Source organism: Amycolatopsis sp. cmx-11-12 (assembly GCF_046269425.1).
Taxonomy (GTDB): Bacteria; Actinomycetota; Actinomycetes; order Mycobacteriales; family Pseudonocardiaceae; genus Amycolatopsis.
The window spans coordinates 1-21,674 of sequence record NZ_JADNQM010000066.1 but is presented as its reverse complement, the minus strand read 5'-3'; the positions used below and the strand labels follow the sequence as shown (position 1 = coordinate 21,674).

Sequence of the window (21,674 nt, the reverse complement as noted above, 5' to 3'; positions counted from 1 at the left end):
TCGAGGGCTCCCTCACGTTCCAGCCACCACACTGACAGCTCCCCACCCTGTTACACCACAACCACAATCGCCGCTGTCAACCACACTGACCAGCCCCAACAGGATGAAAAGCCCCCATTGGGGACATTGACAGCTGACACCTGAGAGCTGAGCGGCGCGGCGGGCACCCGCAATTAGTCACCTACTTGCGGCGTGCTTCGCAGGCCGCGGTCAGGCGACGGGGGCCGGTTCGGCGCGACGGGCCTTCCGCCGCCCGTGGTCGAGCATGCCTGAGATGACCGCGACCAGCAGTCCGGCGAGTGCGAGCGCGGCGCCGATCCAGTTGGGCGCGGTGTAGCCGAGACCTGCGTCGATGGCCTGGCCGCCGAGCCACGCGCCCGCGGCGTTGCCGAGGTTGAACGCGGCGATGTTGGCGGCCGACGCCAGCGCGGGCGCGCCTTCGGCCTTGTCCATGACGCGGGCCTGCAACGGCGCGACGGTCGCGAAACCGGCGGCGCCGAAGACGGCGATGGTGATCGCGGCGGGAAGCTGGGCGTGCGCGGTGAAGACGAACACGACCAGCACGGCCGCGAGTGCGGCGAGGATGACGTACAGGCTGGGCATCAGCGCCCTGTCGGCCGCCTTGCCGCCGAGCAGGTTGCCGACGAACAGGCCACCGCCGAACAGCACCAGCAGCCAGGTCACCGCTCCCGGTGAGAAACCGGCGACCTCGGTCATCATCGGCGCGATGTAGGTGAAGGACGCGAACACCCCGGCGAACCCGAGCGCGGTCATCGCCAGCGCGAGCCACACCTGCGGACGTTTGAAGACGGCGAGTTCGCTGCGCAGGCCAGCGCTCTGCGTCGTTGTCTGGACCGGCACCAGCGCGAGGATCCCGATCAGGCCGATCACGCCGAGGACGCTGACCGCCCAGAACGTCGAGCGCCAGCCGAGCGCCTGCCCGAGCGCGGTCCCGGCGGGGACGCCGAGGACGTTGGCGACGGTCAGCCCGGTGAACATCATCGCGATGGCGCTGGCCTGTTTCGCGGGCGCGACCAGCGAGGCGGCGACCACCGCGCCGACGCCGAAGAACGCGCCGTGCGAGAGCGCGGCGACCACGCGGCCGGTCATCAGCAGGCCGTAGGTGGGGGCCACCGCGGAAACCACGTTGCCCGCGATGAACAGGACCATCAGGCCGACCAGGACCGTCTTGCGTGGCACCCGGGACGCGAGCGCGGTCAGCACCGGGGCACCGACGACGACGCCGAGCGCGTAACCGGAGATCAGCAGCCCCGCGGACGGGATCGAGACGCCGAAGTCGCCCGCGACCTCGGGCAACAGGCCCATGATCACGAACTCGGTGGTGCCGATACCGAAGGCGCTGATCGCCAGCGCGAGCAGAGCGGCAGGCATGAGAGGTCACTTCTTCCCGTAGAGTGTCGGTAGCTGGCGTTGGCAACTACAAGCGTCTGAAATAGTTGCACGCGCCGTATATTGCACACGCTTGATGATGCACGACGCAACAAAGCTCGGGCAACCGGGGAAGAGGTGAACCGTGTCACTGGCCGACGACGCCGTGGAGGCACGCGCGCAGGGCTGGCGGACCCTGGCCGCACTGCACGCGCGGATCGAGGACGCGCTCGAGCGCGCGTTGGCGCAGCAGCACGAACTGTCCGTCAGCGAGTACACCGTGCTGGACGTGCTCGCCCGGCAGGACGGCTTCCACCTGCGGATGAACCAGCTGTCGAACGCCGTCGTGCTCAGCCAGTCGGCGACGACGCGGCTGGTCTCGAGGCTGGAGGACAGGGGACTGTTGCAGCGGTACCTGTGCCCGGACGACCGGCGGGGGATCTACACGGAGGTCACGCCGTCGGGGCAGGAACTGCTCGCGGCGGCGCGGCCGACGCACGACACCGTCCTCACCGAGGCGCTGGCCGCCGCCGGGGAACTCCCCGAACTCGCGCCCTTGGTCGCCGCGCTCGGAAAACTCACCTTCGCCCGCTCCTGACCTCCCGCGATTCGGCACCTACTTGCGGTAGTTCGCATCGCGAACCACCGCAAGTAGGTGCCGAATCGCGAGGTGGGCTGGCAGGGTGAGGGCGTGGACGATCTTCTGTTGCGCCGGGTCCGGGTCGGCTTGGCGGGCTCCCTGTCGGACGTGCGGATCGAGAACGGCCGGATCGCGGCCATCGCGGGTCCGGGGCAAGCGGGTGAAGCGTCGGAGATCCTGGACGGGCACGGCGGCACGCTGCTGCCAGGACTCGTCGACGCACACGCGCACACCGCGCAGTGGTCGGCGGCGCGGCGCCGGATCCCGCTGGGGGAGGCGAGGTCCGCCGCGCATACGGTCGATCTCGTGCTCGCGCACCTGCTGGCGAACCCCGTGCCACCCGGCGCTCTCGTGCTCGGCGCGGGGTTCCGCGACGGCCTCTGGCCCGACGCGCCGCACAAGGATCTGTTGCAGAAGGCGTTGCCGGGGCACCCCGTCGCCTTGTTCAGCGCCGACCTCCACACGCTGTGGCTCAGTCCCGCCGCGCTCAAACTCATCGGCCGCGAACACCCGACCGGTGTACTTCTGGAAAACGACTGCATGAGCGCGACCGCCGAACTCCCGGTCGCCCCCGACGACGTCATCGACGGCTGGGTCGCGGACGCGCTCGACGCGGCGGCCGGCCGCGGCGTCACCAAGATCGTCGACTACGAGTACACCGACACCGTCACCGACTGGCGACGACGGCTGGCGCGGAAACCTTTGCCTGTCAGGGTTTCCTGCGTGATCGCGAAGTACCTGCTCGACACCGCCGTCGAACGCGGCCACCGCACCGGCGACGTCCTCGACGGCACCGGTGGCCTGCTCAGCATCGGCCCGTTCAAGCTGTTCGTCGACGGTTCACTGAACACGCGCACCGCGTACTGCGTGGGCCACTACACCGGAACCGACTCCCATGGGCTGCTGGAACTCCCGCCCGAGGAGCTGGAACCGTTGATGCGCAAGGCTTCCGAGCACGGACTCACACCGGCGGTGCACGCGATCGGCGACCACGCCAACAAGATCGCGCTCGACGCCTTCGCCAACGTCGGCTGCGCGGGCCGCATCGAGCACGCGCAATTGCTGCGTGCCGAGGACGTCGCGCGGTTCGCCGAACTGGGTGTCGTGGCGAGTGTGCAGCCCGCCCATCAGCCGGACGACCGCGACGTCGCCGACCGGCACTGGCACGACTGGACCGATCGGGCTTTCCCGTACGGCGCCCTGTATCGCGCCGGGGTGACCCTGGAGTTCGGCTCGGACGCCCCGGTCGCGCCGCTGGATCCGTGGGACGCGATCGCATCGGCGATCAGCCGCACCGACGACGACCGTCCGCCGTGGCACCCCGAGCAGTCGATGCCGCTGGCGGCCGCGCTCGCGGCGGCGTCCGGCGGCCGGTCCTCGGTGGCCGTCGGGGACGTCGCGGATCTGGTCGTCACCGCGGTCGATCCGGCGAGGCTGTCCCCGGCCGGACTGCGCGACATCCCCATCACCGCCACCGTGCTCGACGGCAAGGTCACTTACGTGTCCTGAGCCCTTCCTTTGCCGGGTCGCAACGCCCTAATGGAAGGGCATGGATCACCGCCTGCTGGAACGGCTCCGAGACCTTCACGGCTCCCTCGGCAGCGACATCACCTTCGTCACCCGGATGGTCGAGGAGGACACGCCGCGCGCGGACCTCCTCCGCGACCTCGGGGAACGGCTCACCGACCTCGGCGCGGCATTGCTCCGGCGCTCGGACGACGTCGACGCCGACGTGCTCGCGAAACTGCCCGACGACGGATGGCTGCCCGAGGCAGGCGTGCGCCACCAGGCGCTGGTCGTGGCGCACAACGTCGGCGCGCGGCCGTTGCGGTGCGGGCGCATCTACCTCGGCGTCTGCGGCGCGCCGTGCTTTCCCTTCTACGGCAGGGACCCCTCCGACCGGACCGCGCGGCACGAACGGTGCCGGACCTGCCAAGACCGCCTGTTCCGGTGACGGTGGCTGCGGGCTGCGGGCGGGTGCGGCAGGGTGAGGTGATCGCGGAGGGAGCGCCCATGGGCACCGAGAAGCTGTTCCGGATCGCCATCGCCTTGAAGGGACTCGACGGCGCCTTGCAGCTGGTGGGCGGGCTCGTCCTGATGATCGCTCCGGCGTCGGTCATCACCGGGTTCGCGCACGCCGTGGTCACCCGCGACCTGCTCGGCGACCCGGAGGGGACACTGGCCCGGCACCTCGAACTCGCCGCCGGGCACTTCGTCGAAGGCCGGACGTTCGCCGTCGTGTATCTCGTCGCGCACGGGCTCGTCAAACTCGGACTGGTCTGGGCGCTGGCGCGCAAGGTGCTGCGCGCCTACCCCGTGGCCGCGGTGGTGCTTTCGGCGTTCGTGGTCTACGAGATCTTCCGCGCGATCCACACGCACTCGCTCGCGCTGCCGTTCTTCGCCGCCCTCGACGTCGTCATCGTCGTGCTGGTGCTGCGCGAGTACCGGCAGCTGAAACGGGATCGCGTCGCGGCCTGACCGCCCGGTTCAGGCCGCGACGCGAAACTTCTCCGTGGTGAGATCCGCACGGGGCGGATCCACCACGATCGCGGTGGCGTTGTCGGAGCCACCGAGCGAGATCGCCGTCCGCACCAGCTCCGTGGCCGCCCTGTCCGGCATCCCGAGGATGTCGAGCATGGTCGGCCCGCTGAGCGTCTTGTGCACACCGTCGCTGGTGAGCAGAAGGCCACCGGTCGTGATGGTGGCCGTGCCGATCTCGTGAGCACCGGCCGTGCGGACGCTGGTGGTGACGACGTGTTCCATCCGCGGTGTCACGGGTTGATCGTGGTCGCGGAAGTACTGCGCGAGCGTATGGTCCTTCGTCACCTGCCGCACGGTGTAACCGTCCCAAGCGTACGCCCGGGCATCCCCGAGCCATGCGATGCCATACCCCTCGCCGGTCCGGACCGCCACGACGAGGACGCAGTCACCGGTCCCGCCGAGCTCCAGCACAGCGCGCTGAGCAGCCAGAACAGCCTCGACCGCGCCCTTCTCGACCGGTGTCCTCGCCGCCGCCGAGGCCGCTGTCCGCGCCGCGTGTGCCGCGTTCGGGTGATCTCCGACTCCATCGGCCAGCGCGAACACGATCCCCGTCCCGCCCGCGGCCGCGTACGCCCCGACGGCGTCCGCGTTGTGCTTGCGCGGCCCCTGCGCGCTCGCCGTGTGCCAGTGTGGAAGCTCCCTCATGATCTTCTCCTCACCCCTGGGTGATTCTTTCCCCACTTCCAGAATCCGCCTGTTCCCTGTGTTCCGCCTGAGGGTTCGGTGTCAGAGGGCTGTCGGTGTCGCGTGAAGGCCTCCTTCCCTACCTTGAGAGTCAGGGTCCCGGCAAAGTCGAGGTCTTGCAGGTCAGGTGGCTGGTCGTTACCTGTGTGAGGCTGGCGATGAAGGAATTGGGCGTTGAGTGTCCTGATTCCTTCATGGAGCTTGATCAACAGGGGATCTGGGGCATGCCCTCAGAACCCGGCACGTGCCCGAGTGGGGAGGATTCCGGACGTTGAACGTCCGGAATCCTCCCCACTCGGCCCTTGCGGGCACTAGCGATGTCAAGCCCGGATTACCAAGAGCAGCGCTGGCCAGCCAGCTCTGCAACTTTGCCGGGACCCTGACCGTCAAAGTAGGGAAGGGGGCCTTCACGGGGGATCATCGCCGCAGCTGGAAGTCCCCTCGCGTGATCTCCATCGCCTGCCCGGCGGCCGGGGCGCAGCGCCGCGTCACCTGCTCCCGCGATCCGAAGGCGACGAGATCCTTCGTCCCGTTGTCCCGCACGGTGAGACTCACCGGATCCCCCGCGACAGCGCCGGTGAATGCCTCCGCGTCGGTCACCACCCCGGTCAAGGTCCCCACCGCGCCTTCGACCCGGACGCAGTCGACCCGCGCGACCAGCCAGCTGAGTCCGCCGTGGACGTGATGCGCCATCCAGAGCACGCCTTCACCGGTACGGCCGTTCCCCTTCGCGTGGACGGTGAATTCGAACGTCGTCAGCGGGTTCTGGGTGTCGAGTTCGGCCCGGCCCGTCATCGAGACCGTCCGCGCGGATTCGGCGACGGCCGCCGCTCCGGTTCCGACCAGGGCGACCACGGCCACCGAAACACCGGCGAGGGCTTTCTTCATCTTGTTCATGCGGCGAGCATCTCGAACCCCGGCCGCGGAGAACTCCCTCCGCGGCCGGGGTTCCATCCTCCCCAGGAGTGAATCAGCCGAGCAGGTTGTACACCGTCTGCTCGCCGACCGTCGTGGCCGCGAAGTTCGCCGCGACCCAGTCGCCGATCTCGTCCGACCCGCCACCGGGACCGCCGCCGCGGCCGCCCTCGACGTAGTAGGTGATCTCGCCGTTGGCCACGTACCGCTGGAACTCCGCCAGCGTCGGCGCCGGGTCCTGGCCGCTCCAGCCGCCGATGCCGATCACCGACTTGCCGCTCGCGAGTTCCAGGTTCGCCGCCGACTGCGAACTCGCCGTCGCCGCCGCCCATTTCGTCGTGGTCGCGGCGAGGAGGGGCCCCATTTCCGCCGACGAGCCCTCTTCCATGCCCGGACCGCCGCCCATGCCGCGCTCACCGCCGGTGACGGGCCCGGAGAGCGGGATCGACCCGGAATGCGCCTGTGCGGCGGTTTCCACGGCGAAGGCGGTGGTTCCGAGGCCGACGGTCAGTACGGTCGCCGTCGCGAGCACGGCGACGAGTTTGCGCATCGGCGGGACGCCCACCAGCACGACGGTCGCGGTCACCAGGCCGAGCCCGGCGACGATCCAGCGCAGCGCGGGCAGCCAGTCGGCGTTGCGGTCGAGCAGGATGTACGCCCAGACCGCGCTCGCCGCGATCATCAGCGACAGGAACACCCGCGGCGCGAGATGCGCCCGGCCGCGCCACAGCGACGTCCCGGAGATCGCGACCACGGCGGCGATGGACGGCGCCAGCGCGACGGCGTAGTACGGGTGCACGATGCCGCCCATGTAGCTGAACACCAGCGAGGTGACGAGCATCCAGCCGCCCCAGAGAATCAGCGCGGCCCTGGTCTTGTCGGTCCCGGCGGCCCGCCGGGTGAACCACAGACCCGCGACCAGGCCGATCAACGCGGCGGGCAGCAGCCACGACACCTCGCCGCCGAAGCTGGCTCCGAACATCCGGGTCAGGCCGCTCTCGCCGCCGAAGCCGACGTTCCCGCCGCCCATCCTCCCGCCCGTCCCGCCGACCATCGTGCCGCCGCCCCTGCCGAAGATCCGGCCGAGCCCGTTGTAGCCGAGTGCCAGTTCGAGCAGGCTGTTGTTGGACGAACCACCGATGTACGGGCGTGAATCCGTCGGCCACAGGTCGACCAGCGCGATGAACCAACCAGCGGAAACGGTGGTCGCGATCAGAGCTCCAAGGAGGTGGAGCAAACGTTTGCCCAGCGAGGTCGGCGCGGCGATCAGGTAGGCGAGCCCGAACGCGGGCAGCACCAGGAACGCCTGCATCATCTTGGTCAGGAAGCCGGATCCGACGGCGACCCCGGCGAACGCCAGCCAGCGCGGGCTCGCCTTCTCGATCGCGCGGATCGTGCAGTATCCGCCCGCGATCAGCAGCAGTGTCAGCAGCGCGTCGGGGTTGTTGAACTTGAACATCAGCGCGGCGACCGGGGTGACGGCGAGCGCCGCCCCGGCGAGCAGGCCGGCGACCGGTCCGGAGGTCCGCTTCACCGTCAGGTACAGCAAACCGACGGAAGCGACGCCCATCAGCGCCTGCGGAGCCAGCACGGTGAAACTCGAGAAGCCGAAGAGCCGCGCGAACGCCGTCGTGACCCAGAGCGCGGCAGGCGGTTTGTCGACGGTCAGCACGTTCCCGGAGTCGAGGGAGCCGAACAGCCACGCCTTCCAGTCCTGCGTGCCAGACTGCACCGCTGCGGCGTAGAACGAGTTGCCGTAGCCGGACGCGGTCAGGTTCCAGAAGTACAGCAGCGCGGTGGCGGCGAGCAGCGAAAGGACGGCGGGCCGGACCCAGCGGCCTGGCGGCTTCGCGACGTTTTCCTCTGCTGGGCCGGATTCCACCCGGGAAGCGAGTGCGGTGGTCATGGGTTCAGCTCTCCATCTCGGTGGCGGGCTGACGGCGGGAGCGGAACACCCAGCCGCGCAGCAACAGGAATCGCACTACGGTGGCCGCGAGGTTCGCGAGCACGAGCGCGGTGATCTCGAGCGGCAGCCCCGGCGCCGTCATGGTGTGCAGCAAAGCCAGCGTGCCGCTGGTGAGCCCGAGCCCGATGCCGAACACGATGAGGCCCTGGAACTGGTGCAGTCCGGAGCCTTTCCGGCCGCGGATGCCGAAGGTCAGGCGCCGGTTGAGCGCGGTGTTGCCGATCGCCGTCACCAGCAGCGCGACCAGGTTCGCCGCCTGCGCGCCGGTGAATGTCCGCAGCAGCAGGAAAAGCAGGAGGTATGCGATGGTGCTGGCGACACCGACAGCGGCGAACCGAACCAGTTGCCGCACGAGGCTCGGTGCCACTCCAGGCGCCCGCACCTGGATCGGTGCGCGGCCGAGTTGCTCGCGCAGGCCGCTGATCGGGATCTCGCCGGTCAACGTCGCCTTGGTCAGCCGCGCGATGCCCTTGAGATCGGCGGTCGCGGTTGCGACAAGGTTCACCGACGAGTCCGGGTCGTCGATCCAGTCGACCGGGACTTCGTGGATCCGCAGCCCCGCCTTCTGCGCCAGCACGAGCAGTTCGGTGTCGAAGAACCAGCCGGTGTCCTGGACGTGGGGGAGCAGCCGTTCGGCGACGTCGGCGCGGATCGCCTTGAAACCGCATTGCGCGTCGCTGAACCGCGCCGCCAGTGTGCCGCGCAGGATCAGGTTGTAGCAGCGGGAAATGAGTTCCCGTTTCGGTCCGCGCACCACTCGCGCGCCACGGGCGAGCCTGCTGCCGATGGCGAGGTCGGAATGCCCGGACAGCAGCGGCGCGACGAGGGGGCCGAGTGCGGCCAGATCGGTCGAGAGGTCGACGTCCATGTAGGCGAGCACCGGAGCGTCCGAAGTGGACCAAACGGCGCGAAGCGCGCGGCCGCGGCCCTTTTCGTCGAGATGACGGACTTCGACGTCGTCGAACTCGCGGCTCAATCGTTCGGCGACGCGCAGGGTGCCGTCTGTGCTGGCGTTGTCCGCGACGGTGATCCGGAACGGGTACGGGAACTGCTCCACCAGATGCGCGTGCAGTCGCCGGATGCACGGTTCGAGGTCGGTTTCCTCGTTGTAGACCGGGATGACGACGTCGAGAACGGGGGAGCCGGTCGGGGCGATGGCGGGGCGGCGGCCGGTGTCGGCGCCGGGGATGATCGCGGCTGTCATACCGTCAATCTCGGCCATCGCGCTGAGGCCGGCTTGTGTCCCGCCTGTGCCGTCGCTGTGTTCCGTCACGGGTTTCACCGGCTCAGGTCGTAGACGGTGATACCGTCCACAGTGGTCGGTGCGTAGGTTACCGCGACCCAGGCGGCGATGCGTTCGGCGGCGTCACTGCCGGTCTCGCCGCGCATCATCATCCCCTCGTCGAGGAAGTAATGAATCTGTCCACTTCGGACATACTCCTGGAATTGTTCCAAGGTGGGAGCCGGATCCGTGCCGTTGAACCCGCCGACTGCCATCACCGGCGCCCCGCCGCCGAGCTGGTAGCCCGCCGCGTTGTTGGAGCCCACCGTCGCGGCGGTCCAGGTGTAGTTCGCGCTGTCCTGCCGCAAGAGGGCGGCGAGGTTCTCACCGGGCAGGCTCGTCCCAAGCAGGCCGCCGGGGCCGCCCATTCTCATGCCACGGCCCGTTTCCGGTCCGGCGGACGGAAGCGCGCCGGAATGCGGGGTGGCGGCCGTCGCGACGGTGTACGCGCCGGTGCCCGCGAGAACGGCGGCCAGCGCGCCAACGGCGACCAGACGCCTTGCCACATCAGGCAAGCGCGCCGCGACGAAGACGAGGAAAGCGCACAGGAGACCGGCCACGAGGATCGCGATCGCCAGGCCGGGAAGCCAGTCGGATTGCCGTGACAGCAGGAGATACGCGGTCAGGGCGGTCAGGCCGATCCCCGCGCTCAAGATGCCCGCGGCGGCCGGATTCCCCCTGGCACGCCACAACTGTGTGCCCGCGATCCCGACGAGTGCGGCGGTCGCCGGGGCCAGCGCGATCATGTAGTAGGCGTGGATGATGCCGCCCATGTAGCTGAACACCACGGCGGTCACCAGGAACCAGCCGCCCCAGACGATCAGCGCCGCGCGGCCGCTGTCGGTGCGCGGGGCACGGCGGGTGAACCACAGCCCGGCGGCCAGCGCGACGACGGCGGCCGGGATCAGCCAGGCGATCCCGCCCGCCATTTCGCTGCCGAACAACCGGTCCCAGCCCGTGCCGCCCCAGCCACCGTTGGGACTTCCGCCGACACTGCCGACCTCGTCGCCGGTGATACGGCCGAAACCGTTGTAGCCGAAGGCGAGTTCCCACAGGCTGTTCTCCTGCGAGCCGCCGATGTAGGGCCGGTCGGCGGCGGGCCACAACGCGACGACGGCGAGGTACCAGCCGGTGGACAGGAAGGTGCAGATTAAGGCTCCAAGGAGGTGCAGCAGGCGTTTGCCCAGCGAGGTCGGCGCGGCGATCAGGTAGGCGAGCCCGAACGCGGGCAGCACCAGGAACGCTTGCAGCATCTTGGCGAGGAAGCCGAACCCGACGGCGATCCCGGCCAGTGCCAGCCAGCGCGGACTCGCCTTCTCCAGCGCGCGGACGACGCAGTACGCGCCCGCGACCAGGAGCAGGACGAGCAGGGAGTCGGGATTGTTGAACCGGAACATCAGCGCGGCGGCGGGGGTGAGCGCGAGGACGGCGCCCGCCAGCAGCCCCGCGGCCGGGCCGGACGTCCGGCGCACCGCGGCGTACAGCAGAGCCACCGAACCGACGCCCATCAGCGCCTGCGGAACGAGAATGCTCCAGGCGTTGACGCCGAACAGACGCGCGGAAAGGCTCATCACCCACAACGCGGCCGGTGTCTTGTCGACGGTGATCGCGTTCGCGGCGTCGCTCGATCCGAAGAACAAGGCCTTCCAGCTCAGCGATCCAGCCTGCGCTGCCGCCGAGTAGAAAGCGTTGGCCCAGCCGGATTCGCCGAGGTTCCAGAGGTAAAGGACGGCGGTCGCGAGCAGGAGCGCGCCGACGGAAGGCCGGACCCAGCGTGGGTCTGACGGCTGCTTCGCCGTCGCGGCGTCTTCGGTGTCTTCGGCGGCGTCGCGAGAGGCGAGGAGGGTCATGGGGTTCAGGGTCGAGTGCCGACCTGGGGGGTGGTTGTGCCGAAGCTGTGCACCCGCTGTGAGGAATCGATCACCGGCAGGGATACGGCGAATTCGGTGCGCCCGGGACGGCTGTGCACCTCGATGGTGCCGTGGTGGGCCACCACGATCGCCGACGCGATGGCCATCCCGAGCCCGGTGCTGCCCGCGGTGCGGGAACGCGAAGAGTCGCCGCGGGCGAAGCGTTCGAAGACGCTCGGCAGGAGTTCCGGCGCGATGCCGGGACCGTTGTCGGTCACGGTCAGCACCGCGGCCCCGGTGTGGGAGCGGCTCAGCGCGGTGATCACCGTGGTGCCCGGCGGGGTATGCGTGCGCGCGTTGGACAGCAGGTTGGCCAGGACCTGATGCAGACGCTGGACGTCGCCGGGGACGGTCAGCGGCCCGTCCGGCAGCCGCAGTTCCCAGTGGTGGTCCGGGCCCGCGACGTGCGCGTCGCCGACGGTGTCCGCGGTCAGCCGGGTGAGGTCGGCGACACCCGCTTCGAGCGGTCGTCCGGCGTCGAGCCTGGCCAGTAGCAGGAGATCCTCGACCAGCGTCGTCATCCGGGTGGCCTCGGACTGGATGCGGGACATCGAACGCGCGACGTCCGGCGGCACCAGCGCGCTGCCGCGGCCGGCGAGTTCGGCGTACCCGCGGATCGCCGCGAGCGGGGTGCGGAGTTCGTGGCTGGCGTCCGCGACGAACCGGCGGACGCGGGTTTCACTGGCGTGCCGGGCTTCCAGCGCCTGCGCGATATGGCCGAGCATGAGGTTCAGCGCCGAACCGACCTGGCCGACCTCGGTGCGCGGATCGGTGTCGGCCTCGGGCACCCGCACGGAAAGCGCGACCTGGCCGCGGTCGAGCCGCATCGCCGACACCCGGCCCGCGGTCGCCGCGACCCGGTCGAGGGGCCGCAGAGTGCGCCGGACCGCGATCGCGCCGAGGAACCCCGCGCCCGCGACGCCCGCCGCCGCGACCCCGAACAGGATCCACCCGACCGTCGTCAGCGTGTCCTGCATCGGCTCGAGGGGGAGACCCGTGACGACGACCCCGCCGGGGATCGAGACGGCCTGCACCCGGTAGTCGCCGAGTCCGCCGAGCGTCATCGTCATCGGTGGCCGATCCGCCGGGATGGCGAACAGGCCGGACTCCTGTTCGGACGACAGCTCCTGGGGAAGACCTTGGACCGTGAGGACTCCCGCGTAAAGCACTCGTTTCCCGGAGAAGCGCACGCTCAGCGTCCCCGACGCCTGTCCCGGCGCGTTGAGCGGATCGGGACCGGGGCCGGGCGAGTCGTCCGGCGGCCGGTTCGCGAAATCGTGCGCGCGGTCCGACGCGGCCGAGAGCTGACCGTCGATCTGGTCGGTGAGGAACGACCGCAGTGCGATCTCGCTGGCGACGCCGATCACCAGGCAGACGAAGGTGAGCAACAGCACCATCGAGCCGGTCAGCTTGGTGCGCAGGGAAAGCCGCCCGGGCCGGTACCACCGGCGCGGGCCGGTGGTCGGGACCGATCCGGATGCCATGCCGTCGAGCGTGCGCCGCGGTCGTATGCGCGCGTTGTGTCCTGGCTGTGAGCCCGCTGTGCGCGTGGGTCAACGCGCGGCACAGGCCGGGCACCGCCGCGGTGCGGACGGTGGGGTCAACGACGAACCACGGGAGAGCCCGATCATGAACGAGAACACACCGTCCACTTCGGTCTGGGAGACCTTCACGCCGACGTCGCCCCGCAGCCCCTGCCTGGCTGAGATGAAGGACGCTTTCATAGCAAATTTCGCTATGAAAGCGTCCTTCATCTCACGGTCCCGGCCGGGCTCACGTACCTCAGGTCACGGCCCCCGCGGATGCTATGAACGGCCCGTTACTTGCAAATTTTGCAAGTAACGGGCCGTTCATAGCGTTCCCGGACCCGCCCTCAGCGGTCGTAGTCCACCGAAAGTTCGGGCGAGGTCGCCACCGCCCGGCACGTCAGGATCTGCCCGGCCGCGACCTCCTCGTCCCCGAGCGCGTAGTGCACGTCCATCCGCGTGCTGCCGCGCACCACCGTCGCCCGACAGGTCCCGCAAGCCCCGCCGACACACGCGTACGGCGCGTCGACGCCGTGCCGCAGTGCGGCGCTGAGCACGGTTTCGCCCACTGTCGCGGGGATTTCGGCGGTCTTGCCGCCGGCGGTCACCGTCAGCACCGGGCCCGGCCGCCGCGAGGGGCGGACGGGAAGCGCGCCTTGGAACAGTTCGAAGTGGACGTTCTCCTCGGGGACGTCCTTGTCCGCCAGCGTCCGGCGGGCCATGTCGACCAGTTCGCGCGGGCCGCACAGGAACCAGTCGTCCACCTTCGCCGGGTGCAGCCGCGCCTGGAGCAGCGCGCGGAGGCGGGTGCCGTCGAGGCGGCCGCGCTGGTAGCGCTCGTGCGAGATCGCCAGCGCTTCGCCGACGGTGTCGAACGGCTTCTCGATCCGTTGCGTGCGCAGGTCCGGGTCGCGTTCGTCGGTGCGGTAGTGCACGACGTGCAGCCGTCCGCCCAGTTTCGCGGCGAGGGCGCCGAGTTCGGTGGCGAACATCGTGCTGGCACCGGAGGTGTTGATGTACAGCAAGGTCGCCTTGCTGTTCGGCTCGTTCAGCAGCGTCGTGGTCAGGATCGACAGGATCGGCGTGATCCCGCTGCCCGCGGCGAGCGCGACGTACCGGCCGCTGCGGCCTCGCGCCGGGGCCAGCGTGAACGCGCCGTCGGGAGGCAGTACCTCCAGGACGTCGCCCGCCGCCAGTTCGGTGGTGGCGAATGTCGAGAACGCGCCGCCGATCTGGTGTTTGATCGCGATCCGCAGTTCCCCGGAGTCCGGCGTCGAGCAGATCGAGTAGGCCCGCCGCACCTCTTCACCGTCGACTTCGGCGCGGATCACGAGGTGCTGGCCGGGAGTGAACCGGAAGGTCTCCCGCAGCCGCTCCGGCACGTCGAACGTCACGGTGACGGCGCCCTCGCACAGCGGCCGGACCTCGGCGACGCGCAGCGAGTGGAACAGGCTCGGCTGCCGGGGCAGGGGAGCGGGCGGCTCCTCGTCGAACGAGCCGGTGAGCTGACGCCATTCGCGGTACTCCGACGACGTCAGTTCGCGGCCCCACGCGGTCGCGATCGGGACGTCCCTGGCGAGGTAGGCGTCGCGGTTGTCCTTCCAAGCGCGCAAGTACCGGTAGAACGGGATCGCCGGGTGGAGATGGTGCACCAGGTGGTAGTTCTGGCACAGCATGATCGGCGTCATCAGCCATTCGAGCCCGACGCGGACGCGGGTCGCGCCGAACCGGTTCTGCCGCTGCGCGCCGAGGTCGTGATGCGGGAGCCAGTCGAACCACCAAGCCAGTACCGCCAGACCGAGGCGTTGCGGGATCAGGTAGACCACCAGCAGTTCCCAGCCGTGGCCGGAAGCGATCAGCCAGGCGAACGCGGCGAGGCTCAGCGTGACGACGGCCGCGGTCTCGATCCGTTCCGACGGCGGCCGCGTGCGCTGCCGCGCCACATAGAAACGGGCGTACCAGAAGTCGATGGTCAGCCACCGCAGCGGCAACTGCCACCAAGGGCCGTGCGCGGTCCAGGCGTCGGGATCGGTGTAGGCGTCCTCGTTGGTGTTGCGGTGGTGCTCCAGATGGATGTAGCGCACCAAAGGAAAGGAGCCGTAGACCGCCACGAACGGCATCGCGAGCCTGCCGAGCAGTTCGTTGACCCAGGTGAGCTGCCCGGCCGCGTGATGCGTCGACTCGTGCAGCACGGTGAACATCGTGAAGGTGACCAGCGCGTGCAGCGGGATGGTCACCCACAGCGGCCCGGCGTCGTTGACGACCAGCCAGGTGGCGCCGACCCAGACCATGGTCCCGCCGAGGAACAGCAGGACCGTCGGCACCGAGACCACCGGAAGCGGGATCCTCGGGTTGGGCAGACCACGTCTCGCCGGTCTTCCGGCTAATTCCCCCGTGTCCTCGGACCGGGTGGCGGCGACGGTCATCGATCGGTCCCCTCCGTCGATGGCTACCGGGACAAGCTGTCACACCGTAGACAATTAGTACTGGTTTGTAAACTTCAACGACCTGCTGAAAGGCCTCGTCACGGCGCCCGATGGTGAAGCGTGGCACGCATCCGTGTCCAGAACTGGGCGGCTTCGTGACAGAGAAGAACCGAAAACTGGTCCGATCGGGTGGTCCACCTGCTGTTCGCCGGACGGCTCCCGATACCTGTGATCGGCCGGGGAGCCCGGGCACGACGAGGCGGTGGCGCCCCCGGGCCCGGACCGATGAAGGACACGGCCTAGACTCGGACGGCCCGGTCTGCAAGCTGGCCAGGGCACATCCGCTGTCGACCGCATGCGGATGCTCAATCACATCGTTTACCGCTCGAGGAGAATACGTTGAAGAGCACCGTCGAGCAGCTCAGCCCGACGCGAGTCAAGATCAATGTCGAGGTGCCGTTCGACGAGCTCAAGCCGAACTTCGACCGCGCCTACCGCAAGATCGCCCAGCAGGTGCGCATCCCCGGCTTCCGTCCGGGCAAGGCGCCGGCTCGCGTGCTGGAAAGCCGGATCGGGCGAGCCCCGGTGCTCGACGAGGTCGTCAACGAGGTCATTCCGGCCAAGTACATGGAGGCCGTGCGCGCGGGCGAGGTCCGCACGCTGGGCCAGCCCGAGTTCGAGGTGACCAAGCTCGAGGACCGTGAGGTCCTGGAGTTCACCGCCGAAGTCGACATCCGCCCGGAGATCTCGCTGCCCGACCTCGAGGGCTTCGCGGTCAGCGTCGACGACGTCGAACTGACCGACGCCGAGATCGACGAGCAGCTCGACGAGCTGCGCGCCCGCTTCGGCACCCTGACCGGTGTCGAGCGCGCGGCCGAGAACGGCGACTTCGTTTCGATCGACCTCGCGGCCACCGTCGACGGCGAGGAGGTCGAGGAGGCCTCGACCACCGGCCTGTCCTACGAGATCGGCTCCGGCCAGCTCGTCGATGGAATCGACGAGGCGATCATCGGCGCGAACGCGGGCGAGACCAAGACCTTCACCACGAAGCTGGTCGCCGGCGACCACGCGGGCAAGGACGCCGACGTCACCGTCACCGTGCAGACCATCAAGCAGCGCGAGCTGCCCGAGGCGGACGACGAGTTCGCCCAGATGGCGAGCGAGTTCGACACGATCGACGAGCTGAAGGGCGACCTTCGCGAGCGCCTCGGCCGCGTCAAGAAGATGCAGCAGGGCGTCCAGGCCCGTGACAAGGTCCTCGAGGAACTGCTCGAGCGCACCGAGGTCGCGATCCCGGAGAAGGTCCTCGAAGCCGAGATCGAGAACCGCAAGCACGACGCGATCCACCCGTTCGACCACGACGAGGCGCAGTTCGCCAAGGCGCTCGAGGCCGAGGGCAAGACCGTCGAAGAGTTCGACACCGAGGTCCGCGAGGAGTCGGAGAAGGCGGTTCGCACCCAGCTGCTGCTGGACAGCATCGCCGACGCCGAGCAGACGTCGGTCAACGACGGCGAGCTCACCGAGCGGATCATCTACCAGGCGCAGCGCTTCGGCGTCAGCCCGGACGAGTACGTCCAGCGGGCCCAGCAGTCCGGTCAGCTGACCGCGATCTACGCCGACGTCCGCCGCGGCAAGGCGCTGGCCACCGTGGTCCGCAAGACCACCGTGACCGACGCCTCCGGTACCGCCGTCGACCTCGAGGAGCTTTTCGGCCCCGCACCCGAGGAGACGCAGGTCACCGAGGAGACCGCGAAGACTGCGGCCGAGTAGGGAATACACGGCCCGTTCGAAGCGGACCGTAAAGCTGTAAGCGAACTTGGGCGGTGTCAGGCATTCTGCACCGCCCAAGTTCGTTAGGGTCGGTTGCAAGATCTTCAGCATCTGGACACAGCACAGCATCTGGACATAGAGCGGCGGCCGAGGTACGGCAGGCCGTCGTCGGCGGAAAAGGCAGGCAGACGTGACGCAGCACACGCCCGAGGCGCGGACCGGTACCGCAGGGCTCAACCTCACCGACTCGGTCTTCGAGCGGTTGCTCCAGGAGCGCATCGTCGTCCTCGGCTCCGAGGTCAACGACGAGGTCGCGAACCGGATCACCGCCCAGTTGTTGCTGCTCGACGCAGACGACTCCGAGTCGGACATCCGCTTCTACATCAACTCGCCCGGTGGCTCGGTCACCGCTGGTTTCGCGATCTACGACACCATGCAGCTGATCCGCCCGGACGTCGCGACCTACGCGATGGGCCTGGCCGCGTCGATGGGGCAGTTCCTGCTGTCCTCCGGCACGCCCGGCAAGCGGTACGCGCTGCAGCACGCGCGCATCCTCATGCACCAGCCTTCGGCGGGTGTCGGCGGCACGGCCTCCGACATCGCGATCCAGGCCGAGGTGTTCGGCAAGTGGAAGCAGGAGCTGGCCAAGATCACGGCCGAGCAGACCGGCCAGACCGTCGAGCAGATCGTCAAGGACGGCGACCGTGACCGCTGGTTCACCGCGCAGGAGGCGAAGGACTACGGCTTCGTGGACCAGGTCCTCACGCGCGAGAACCCGCTTCCCAACAGCTGATCCGCGCCGGCACACAGGAGAATTTCAATGAGCAACTTCCAGCTTCCGATCGGGTCGCAGGCGCCGGGGATGCAGTCGCGGCTCCAGCTGCCGCAGTCGCGGTACGTCCTGCCCTCCTATGTCGAGCGCACGAGCTACGGCATCAAGGAGTCGAACCCGTACAACAAGCTCTACGAAGAGCGTCAGATCATGCTCGGCGTGCAGATCGACGACGCGTCCGCGAACGACGTGATGGTCCAGCTGCTGCACCTCGAGCACGAGGACCCGGACCGCGACATCATGATCCTGATCAACTCGCCCGGTGGCTCGTTCACCGCGCTGATGGCGATCTACGACACGATGCAGTACGTCCGCCCCGACATCGTCACCATGTGCATCGGCCAGGCCGCTTCGGCCGCCGCGGTGCTGCTGGCGGCCGGTACCCCCGGCAAGCGGTTCACGCTGCCGAACTCGCGCGTGCTGATCCACCAGCCCGCCACCGAGGGCACCTACGGCCAGGTGTCGGACCTGGAGATCCAGGCCAACGAGATCCAGCGGGTGCGGCGCCAGATGGAGGTCATCCTGGCGAAGCACACGAACAAGGACGCCGATGACGTCAAGAAGGACATCGAGCGCGACAAGATCCTGACGGCCGACGAGGCCAAGGCGTACGGGATCGTCGACGAGGTCCTCGAGTACCGCAAGGCTTCGAGCAGCTGATCGTGGCCGGACCGGTGCGTGTCGGGAGACGACACGCACCGGATCCCTGGTCTATGGTCAGCTTCTGGCGTGCTCAGATGTGACGTTGGTTCTCCCGTCGGCGGCATCGGGCGGGTACCGTCAGTGGCAGTGTGTGAGGCTCCGAGCGGTCATCCGTGACCGGGGCGGTAAGACAGTCAGGCGCGACATCGCGCCGGAGGGGACGAGGTCAACGGCCATGGCACGGATCGGTGACGGCGGCGACCTGCTGAAATGTTCTTTCTGCGGCAAGAGCCAAAAGCAGGTGAAGAAGCTCATTGCCGGCCCCGGGGTCTACATCTGCGATGAGTGCATCGATCTCTGCAACGAGATCATCGAGGAAGAACTGGCGGAGGCCGGTGAGGTCAAGCTCGACGAGCTGCCCAAACCCGCCGAGATCCACGAGTTCCTCGAGCAGTACATCATCGGCCAGGACGACGCGAAGCGTTCGCTGGCCGTGGCGGTGTACAACCACTACAAGCGTGTGCAGTCCGACGACAAGGCCGGACCGAAGGATTCCAAGGACGAGACCGTCGAACTGGCGAAGTCCAACATCCTGATGCTGGGCCCGACGGGCTGCGGCAAGACCTATCTCGCGCAGACCCTGGCGAAAATGCTGAACGTCCCGTTCGCGATCGCGGACGCCACGGCGCTCACCGAGGCCGGGTATGTGGGCGAGGACGTCGAGAACATCCTGCTCAAGCTGATCCAGGCGGCGGACTACGACGTCAAACGGGCCGAGACGGGCATCATCTACATCGACGAGGTCGACAAGATCGCCCGGAAGTCGGAGAACCCGTCGATCACCCGTGACGTGTCCGGCGAGGGTGTGCAGCAGGCGCTGCTGAAGATCCTCGAGGGCACCACGGCGTCGGTGCCGCCGCAGGGCGGCCGCAAGCACCCGCACCAGGAGTTCATCCAGATCGACACGACGAACGTGCTGTTCATCGTGGCCGGCGCGTTCGCCGGGCTGGAGAAGATCATCAACGAGCGGGTCGGCAAGCGCGGCCTCGGTTTCGGCGCGGAGATCCGCACCAAGGCCGAGATCGACGAGAGCGACATCTTCTCCGACACCATGCCGGAGGACCTGATCAAGTTCGGGTTGATCCCGGAGTTCATCGGCCGCCTCCCGGTCGTGGCGACGGTGACCCACCTGGACAAGGAGTCGCTGGTCAGCATCCTGACCACGCCGCGCAACGCGCTGGTGAAGCAGTACAAGAAGCTCTTCGAGATGGACAACGTCGAGCTGGAGTTCACCAAGACCGCGCTCGAGGCCATCGCCGACCAGGCCGTGCTCCGCGGCACCGGCGCCCGTGGCCTGCGCGCGATCATGGAAGAGGTCCTGCAGCCGGTCATGTACGACATCCCCAGCCGCGACGACGTCGCGAAGGTCGTCATCACCGAGCAGACCGTCCGCGAGAACGTGAACCCGACGATCGTGGCGCGTCAGCCGTCACGCCGTCGCAGCAGCGAGCGAGGCGAGAAGTCCGCCTGAGCGGCTCATTCGAAAAGCGACGCCCCGGCCGGATCTTCCGGCCGGGGCGTCGCTTTCTCCGGTCCAGTCCGGCCGGTGACCGGACCGAGATAGGATGTGATGGTGCCGCTGACTCCCACGAAGGACGAGAACGAGGCTCCCGAACTGGCGGCCGCGAGTCCACGCGAGGTCAGGGGACTCGTCGAACTCACCGAACGCATCGTCATCGGCGCCTATCGCCGTCATCCGTGGATCCCGCGCGCGCTGACGATCGCGCTGGGCGTGCTGGTGGCGACCTGCCTGGTGGCCGGGGTCGTCCGGTTGTCACCGCTGCCGCTGATCCCGCTGCCGTTCTTCGCCGGTTCGGCGTACGCGCTCATCCGGATCAAGGCGGCGCGAAGCGCGGACGCGAACCACGCGCTCGTCACCTGGACCGGGTTGTTCACCGGTGCGACGCTCGTCGGATTCTGGTTGATCTCGATGGCGGGACGCTGGCTCAGCTGATCGGCCCGGGACCGTTTTCGGATTTTCCTCCGTTAGCAGGGTTTCAGAATCGCCCCGACGGGGTAAGACGAGTCCGTGACAGTCACCGCAGGGCCCTTCTCCCATGTGGGACTGCTCTACTCCGGTGACTCCGAGTACGTGAACGGTACGGTTCCGTACATCCTGGAGGGACTGAAACTCGACGAGCCCGTCGCGGTGGCCGTGCCTGGCCGGAACCTGACGCTCATCGAAGAGGCCCTGGGTGATTCGGCCGCCGAGGTCGAGCTCATCGACATGTCCGAAGCGGGCCGCAACCCGGGCCGCATCCTTCCCGGCGTGCTCCTCGCGTTCGCGGACAGCCGTCCCGGACCGGTCCGGATCATCGGCGAGCCGATCTGGGCGGAGCGGTCGGCCATCGAGTACCCGGCGTGCGCGCAGCACGAGGCGCTGATCAACTTCGCTTTCGGCGACCGCGATCTCAGCATCCTGTGCCCATATGACCGGACCCGGCTCGAAGACGACGTCCTCGCCGACGCCGAGCGGACCCACCCGACCCTCTCCGGCGCCGACGGCGACCGCCGAAGCGAGGGCTACGCCCCCGACGCTGTCGTCGAGAAGTACAACCTGCCGCTACCCGAACCGCAGGCGGCCGAGACGTTCCGGTTCGATCTTTCCAGGCTCGCCGCGGTGCGCCAGTTCGCGCAGGAACGGGCCGAGGAAAGCGGGCTCGTCCCGGACCGCGTGGAGGATCTCGTGCTCGCCGTGGCGGAACTGTCCGCCAACAGCGTGCTGCACGGTTCGGGCCACGGTGTCGTCCGCGTCTGGCGCGACGAGGACCACGTGCTCTGCGAGGTCATCGACGAAGGCACATTGAGCGATCCACTCGCGGGCCGCCGTCCCGCGTCGCCGGGGCAGATCGGTGGCCGTGGCCTGGTGCTGGTGAATCAGGTCGCCGATCTGGTCCGTCAGTACCGGAGACCGGGCTCGACCGTCACCAGGATCTACTTCCGCGTCTGACCGGCCTTGGGACGCAAGTACATGAAGGCCCCCTTCCTCTTGGGTTCTAGTGGTGGTTGCAACACCTGACTTGTTCAGGGGTTGTGTTGTTCGAGATCCGTCAGACGCGGTTGCCTCAGGGGCCGCGGAAGCTGCTCGCCG

General features: G+C 68.7%; 19 protein-coding genes. 10 read left to right on the top strand and 9 right to left on the bottom strand.

Going from position 1 to position 21,674, the window contains the following annotated elements; all coding sequences use genetic code 11:
• Window positions 1-210: 210 nt before the first annotated feature.
• On the bottom strand, window positions 211-1,392 hold the full coding sequence (locus ACLARN_RS42765) for an MFS transporter (RefSeq protein ID WP_409497208.1): 1,182 nt from the start codon (window positions 1,390-1,392) through the stop codon (window positions 211-213).
• 142 nt (window positions 1,393-1,534) lie between these two features.
• Between ACLARN_RS42765 and ACLARN_RS42760 the strand changes: the two genes are divergently transcribed.
• The 4 genes from ACLARN_RS42760 to ACLARN_RS42745 all read left to right on the top strand — a co-directional run bounded on the left by ACLARN_RS42760 (window position 1,535) and on the right by ACLARN_RS42745 (window position 4,507).
• On the top strand, window positions 1,535-1,987 hold the full coding sequence (locus ACLARN_RS42760) for a MarR family winged helix-turn-helix transcriptional regulator (RefSeq protein ID WP_409497207.1): 453 nt from the start codon (window positions 1,535-1,537) through the stop codon (window positions 1,985-1,987).
• Window positions 1,988-2,080: 93 nt separating this feature from the next.
• On the top strand, window positions 2,081-3,538 hold the full coding sequence (locus tag ACLARN_RS42755; protein WP_409497206.1) for an amidohydrolase: 1,458 nt from the start codon (window positions 2,081-2,083) through the stop codon (window positions 3,536-3,538).
• A gap of 40 nt (window positions 3,539-3,578) precedes the next feature.
• The gene (locus tag ACLARN_RS42750) at window positions 3,579-3,983 is read left to right on the top strand and encodes a hypothetical protein (protein ID WP_409497205.1); all 405 of its coding nucleotides are present in this window, start codon (window positions 3,579-3,581) and stop codon (window positions 3,981-3,983) included.
• Window positions 3,984-4,042: 59 nt separating this feature from the next.
• The gene (locus tag ACLARN_RS42745; RefSeq protein ID WP_409497204.1) at window positions 4,043-4,507 is read left to right on the top strand and encodes a DUF2127 domain-containing protein; all 465 of its coding nucleotides are present in this window, start codon (window positions 4,043-4,045) and stop codon (window positions 4,505-4,507) included.
• A gap of 9 nt (window positions 4,508-4,516) precedes the next feature.
• Here the strand turns inward: ACLARN_RS42745 and ACLARN_RS42740 are convergent, their stop codons facing one another.
• From ACLARN_RS42740 to ACLARN_RS42705, 8 genes are all read right to left on the bottom strand, one after another.
• A complete protein-coding gene (locus ACLARN_RS42740; protein WP_409497203.1) occupies window positions 4,517-5,215 on the bottom strand; it encodes a PP2C family protein-serine/threonine phosphatase in 699 nt (232 codons plus the stop codon).
• Window positions 5,216-5,671: 456 nt separating this feature from the next.
• Entirely contained in the window at window positions 5,672-6,151 is a 480-nt protein-coding gene (locus ACLARN_RS42735; RefSeq protein WP_409497202.1) for a hypothetical protein, read from the bottom strand.
• A 73-nt stretch (window positions 6,152-6,224) separates the two neighbouring features.
• Window positions 6,225-8,075, bottom strand: coding sequence for a glycosyltransferase family 39 protein (locus ACLARN_RS42730; RefSeq protein WP_409497201.1), 1,851 nt, complete (start codon window positions 8,073-8,075; stop codon window positions 6,225-6,227).
• A gap of 4 nt (window positions 8,076-8,079) precedes the next feature.
• On the bottom strand, window positions 8,080-9,339 hold the full coding sequence (locus ACLARN_RS42725; protein WP_409497200.1) for a glycosyltransferase: 1,260 nt from the start codon (window positions 9,337-9,339) through the stop codon (window positions 8,080-8,082).
• 74 nt (window positions 9,340-9,413) lie between these two features.
• Window positions 9,414-11,267 carry an ArnT family glycosyltransferase gene (locus tag ACLARN_RS42720; protein ID WP_409497199.1) on the bottom strand — a complete coding sequence of 618 codons (1,854 nt, stop codon included), beginning with the start codon at window positions 11,265-11,267 and terminating at the stop codon, window positions 9,414-9,416.
• 5 nt (window positions 11,268-11,272) lie between these two features.
• A complete protein-coding gene (locus tag ACLARN_RS42715; protein WP_409497198.1) occupies window positions 11,273-12,811 on the bottom strand; it encodes a sensor histidine kinase in 1,539 nt (512 codons plus the stop codon).
• Window positions 12,812-12,880: 69 nt separating this feature from the next.
• Window positions 12,881-13,051 (bottom strand): hypothetical protein, encoded by a 171-nt coding sequence (locus ACLARN_RS42710; RefSeq protein ID WP_409497197.1) that lies wholly within the window; start codon window positions 13,049-13,051, stop codon window positions 12,881-12,883.
• A gap of 149 nt (window positions 13,052-13,200) precedes the next feature.
• Window positions 13,201-15,213: a fatty acid desaturase gene (locus ACLARN_RS42705; RefSeq protein ID WP_409497209.1), complete on the bottom strand. Its 2,013-nt coding sequence runs from the start codon at window positions 15,211-15,213 to the stop codon at window positions 13,201-13,203.
• 465 nt (window positions 15,214-15,678) lie between these two features.
• Here ACLARN_RS42705 and tig point away from each other — a divergent pair, with 465 nt between their 5' ends.
• The 6 genes from tig to ACLARN_RS42675 all read left to right on the top strand — a co-directional run bounded on the left by tig (window position 15,679) and on the right by ACLARN_RS42675 (window position 21,533).
• Complete coding sequence (tig, locus tag ACLARN_RS42700; RefSeq protein WP_409497196.1) at window positions 15,679-17,049, top strand: trigger factor; 1,371 nt, start codon at window positions 15,679-15,681, stop codon at window positions 17,047-17,049.
• A gap of 190 nt (window positions 17,050-17,239) precedes the next feature.
• Entirely contained in the window at window positions 17,240-17,842 is a 603-nt protein-coding gene (locus ACLARN_RS42695; RefSeq protein WP_076166113.1) for a ClpP family protease, read from the top strand.
• Window positions 17,843-17,869: 27 nt separating this feature from the next.
• Entirely contained in the window at window positions 17,870-18,541 is a 672-nt protein-coding gene (locus tag ACLARN_RS42690) for an ATP-dependent Clp protease proteolytic subunit (RefSeq protein WP_101605975.1), read from the top strand.
• A 217-nt stretch (window positions 18,542-18,758) separates the two neighbouring features.
• Window positions 18,759-20,054, top strand: coding sequence for an ATP-dependent Clp protease ATP-binding subunit ClpX (gene clpX / locus ACLARN_RS42685; RefSeq protein WP_257488325.1), 1,296 nt, complete (start codon window positions 18,759-18,761; stop codon window positions 20,052-20,054).
• Window positions 20,055-20,153: 99 nt separating this feature from the next.
• Entirely contained in the window at window positions 20,154-20,537 is a 384-nt protein-coding gene (locus tag ACLARN_RS42680) for a hypothetical protein (RefSeq protein WP_409497195.1), read from the top strand.
• A 75-nt stretch (window positions 20,538-20,612) separates the two neighbouring features.
• Window positions 20,613-21,533 carry an anti-sigma factor RsbA family regulatory protein gene (locus ACLARN_RS42675; protein WP_409497194.1) on the top strand — a complete coding sequence of 307 codons (921 nt, stop codon included), beginning with the start codon at window positions 20,613-20,615 and terminating at the stop codon, window positions 21,531-21,533.
• Window positions 21,534-21,674 lie beyond the last annotated feature (141 nt).

What these genes read in the sequence shown, in the direction of transcription:
- ACLARN_RS42745 (WP_409497204.1), top strand. Translation starts at nt 4,043, where the DNA reads ATGGGCACCGAGAAGCTGTTCCGGATCGCCATCGCCTTGAAGGGACTC.
- clpX (WP_257488325.1), top strand. Translation starts at nt 18,759, where the DNA reads ATGGCACGGATCGGTGACGGCGGCGACCTGCTGAAATGTTCTTTCTGC.
- ACLARN_RS42710 (WP_409497197.1), bottom strand. Translation starts at nt 13,051, where the DNA reads ATGAAAGCGTCCTTCATCTCAGCCAGGCAGGGGCTGCGGGGCGACGTC.
- ACLARN_RS42680 (WP_409497195.1), top strand. Translation starts at nt 20,154, where the DNA reads ATGGTGCCGCTGACTCCCACGAAGGACGAGAACGAGGCTCCCGAACTG.
- ACLARN_RS42715 (WP_409497198.1), bottom strand. Translation starts at nt 12,811, where the DNA reads ATGGCATCCGGATCGGTCCCGACCACCGGCCCGCGCCGGTGGTACCGG.
- ACLARN_RS42740 (WP_409497203.1), bottom strand. Translation starts at nt 5,215, where the DNA reads ATGAGGGAGCTTCCACACTGGCACACGGCGAGCGCGCAGGGGCCGCGC.
- ACLARN_RS42725 (WP_409497200.1), bottom strand. Translation starts at nt 9,339, where the DNA reads ATGACAGCCGCGATCATCCCCGGCGCCGACACCGGCCGCCGCCCCGCC.
- ACLARN_RS42750 (WP_409497205.1), top strand. Translation starts at nt 3,579, where the DNA reads ATGGATCACCGCCTGCTGGAACGGCTCCGAGACCTTCACGGCTCCCTC.
- ACLARN_RS42730 (WP_409497201.1), bottom strand. Translation starts at nt 8,075, where the DNA reads ATGACCACCGCACTCGCTTCCCGGGTGGAATCCGGCCCAGCAGAGGAA.
- ACLARN_RS42735 (WP_409497202.1), bottom strand. Translation starts at nt 6,151, where the DNA reads ATGAACAAGATGAAGAAAGCCCTCGCCGGTGTTTCGGTGGCCGTGGTC.
- ACLARN_RS42690 (WP_101605975.1), top strand. Translation starts at nt 17,870, where the DNA reads ATGAGCAACTTCCAGCTTCCGATCGGGTCGCAGGCGCCGGGGATGCAG.
- ACLARN_RS42765 (WP_409497208.1), bottom strand. Translation starts at nt 1,392, where the DNA reads ATGCCTGCCGCTCTGCTCGCGCTGGCGATCAGCGCCTTCGGTATCGGC.
- ACLARN_RS42720 (WP_409497199.1), bottom strand. Translation starts at nt 11,267, where the DNA reads ATGACCCTCCTCGCCTCTCGCGACGCCGCCGAAGACACCGAAGACGCC.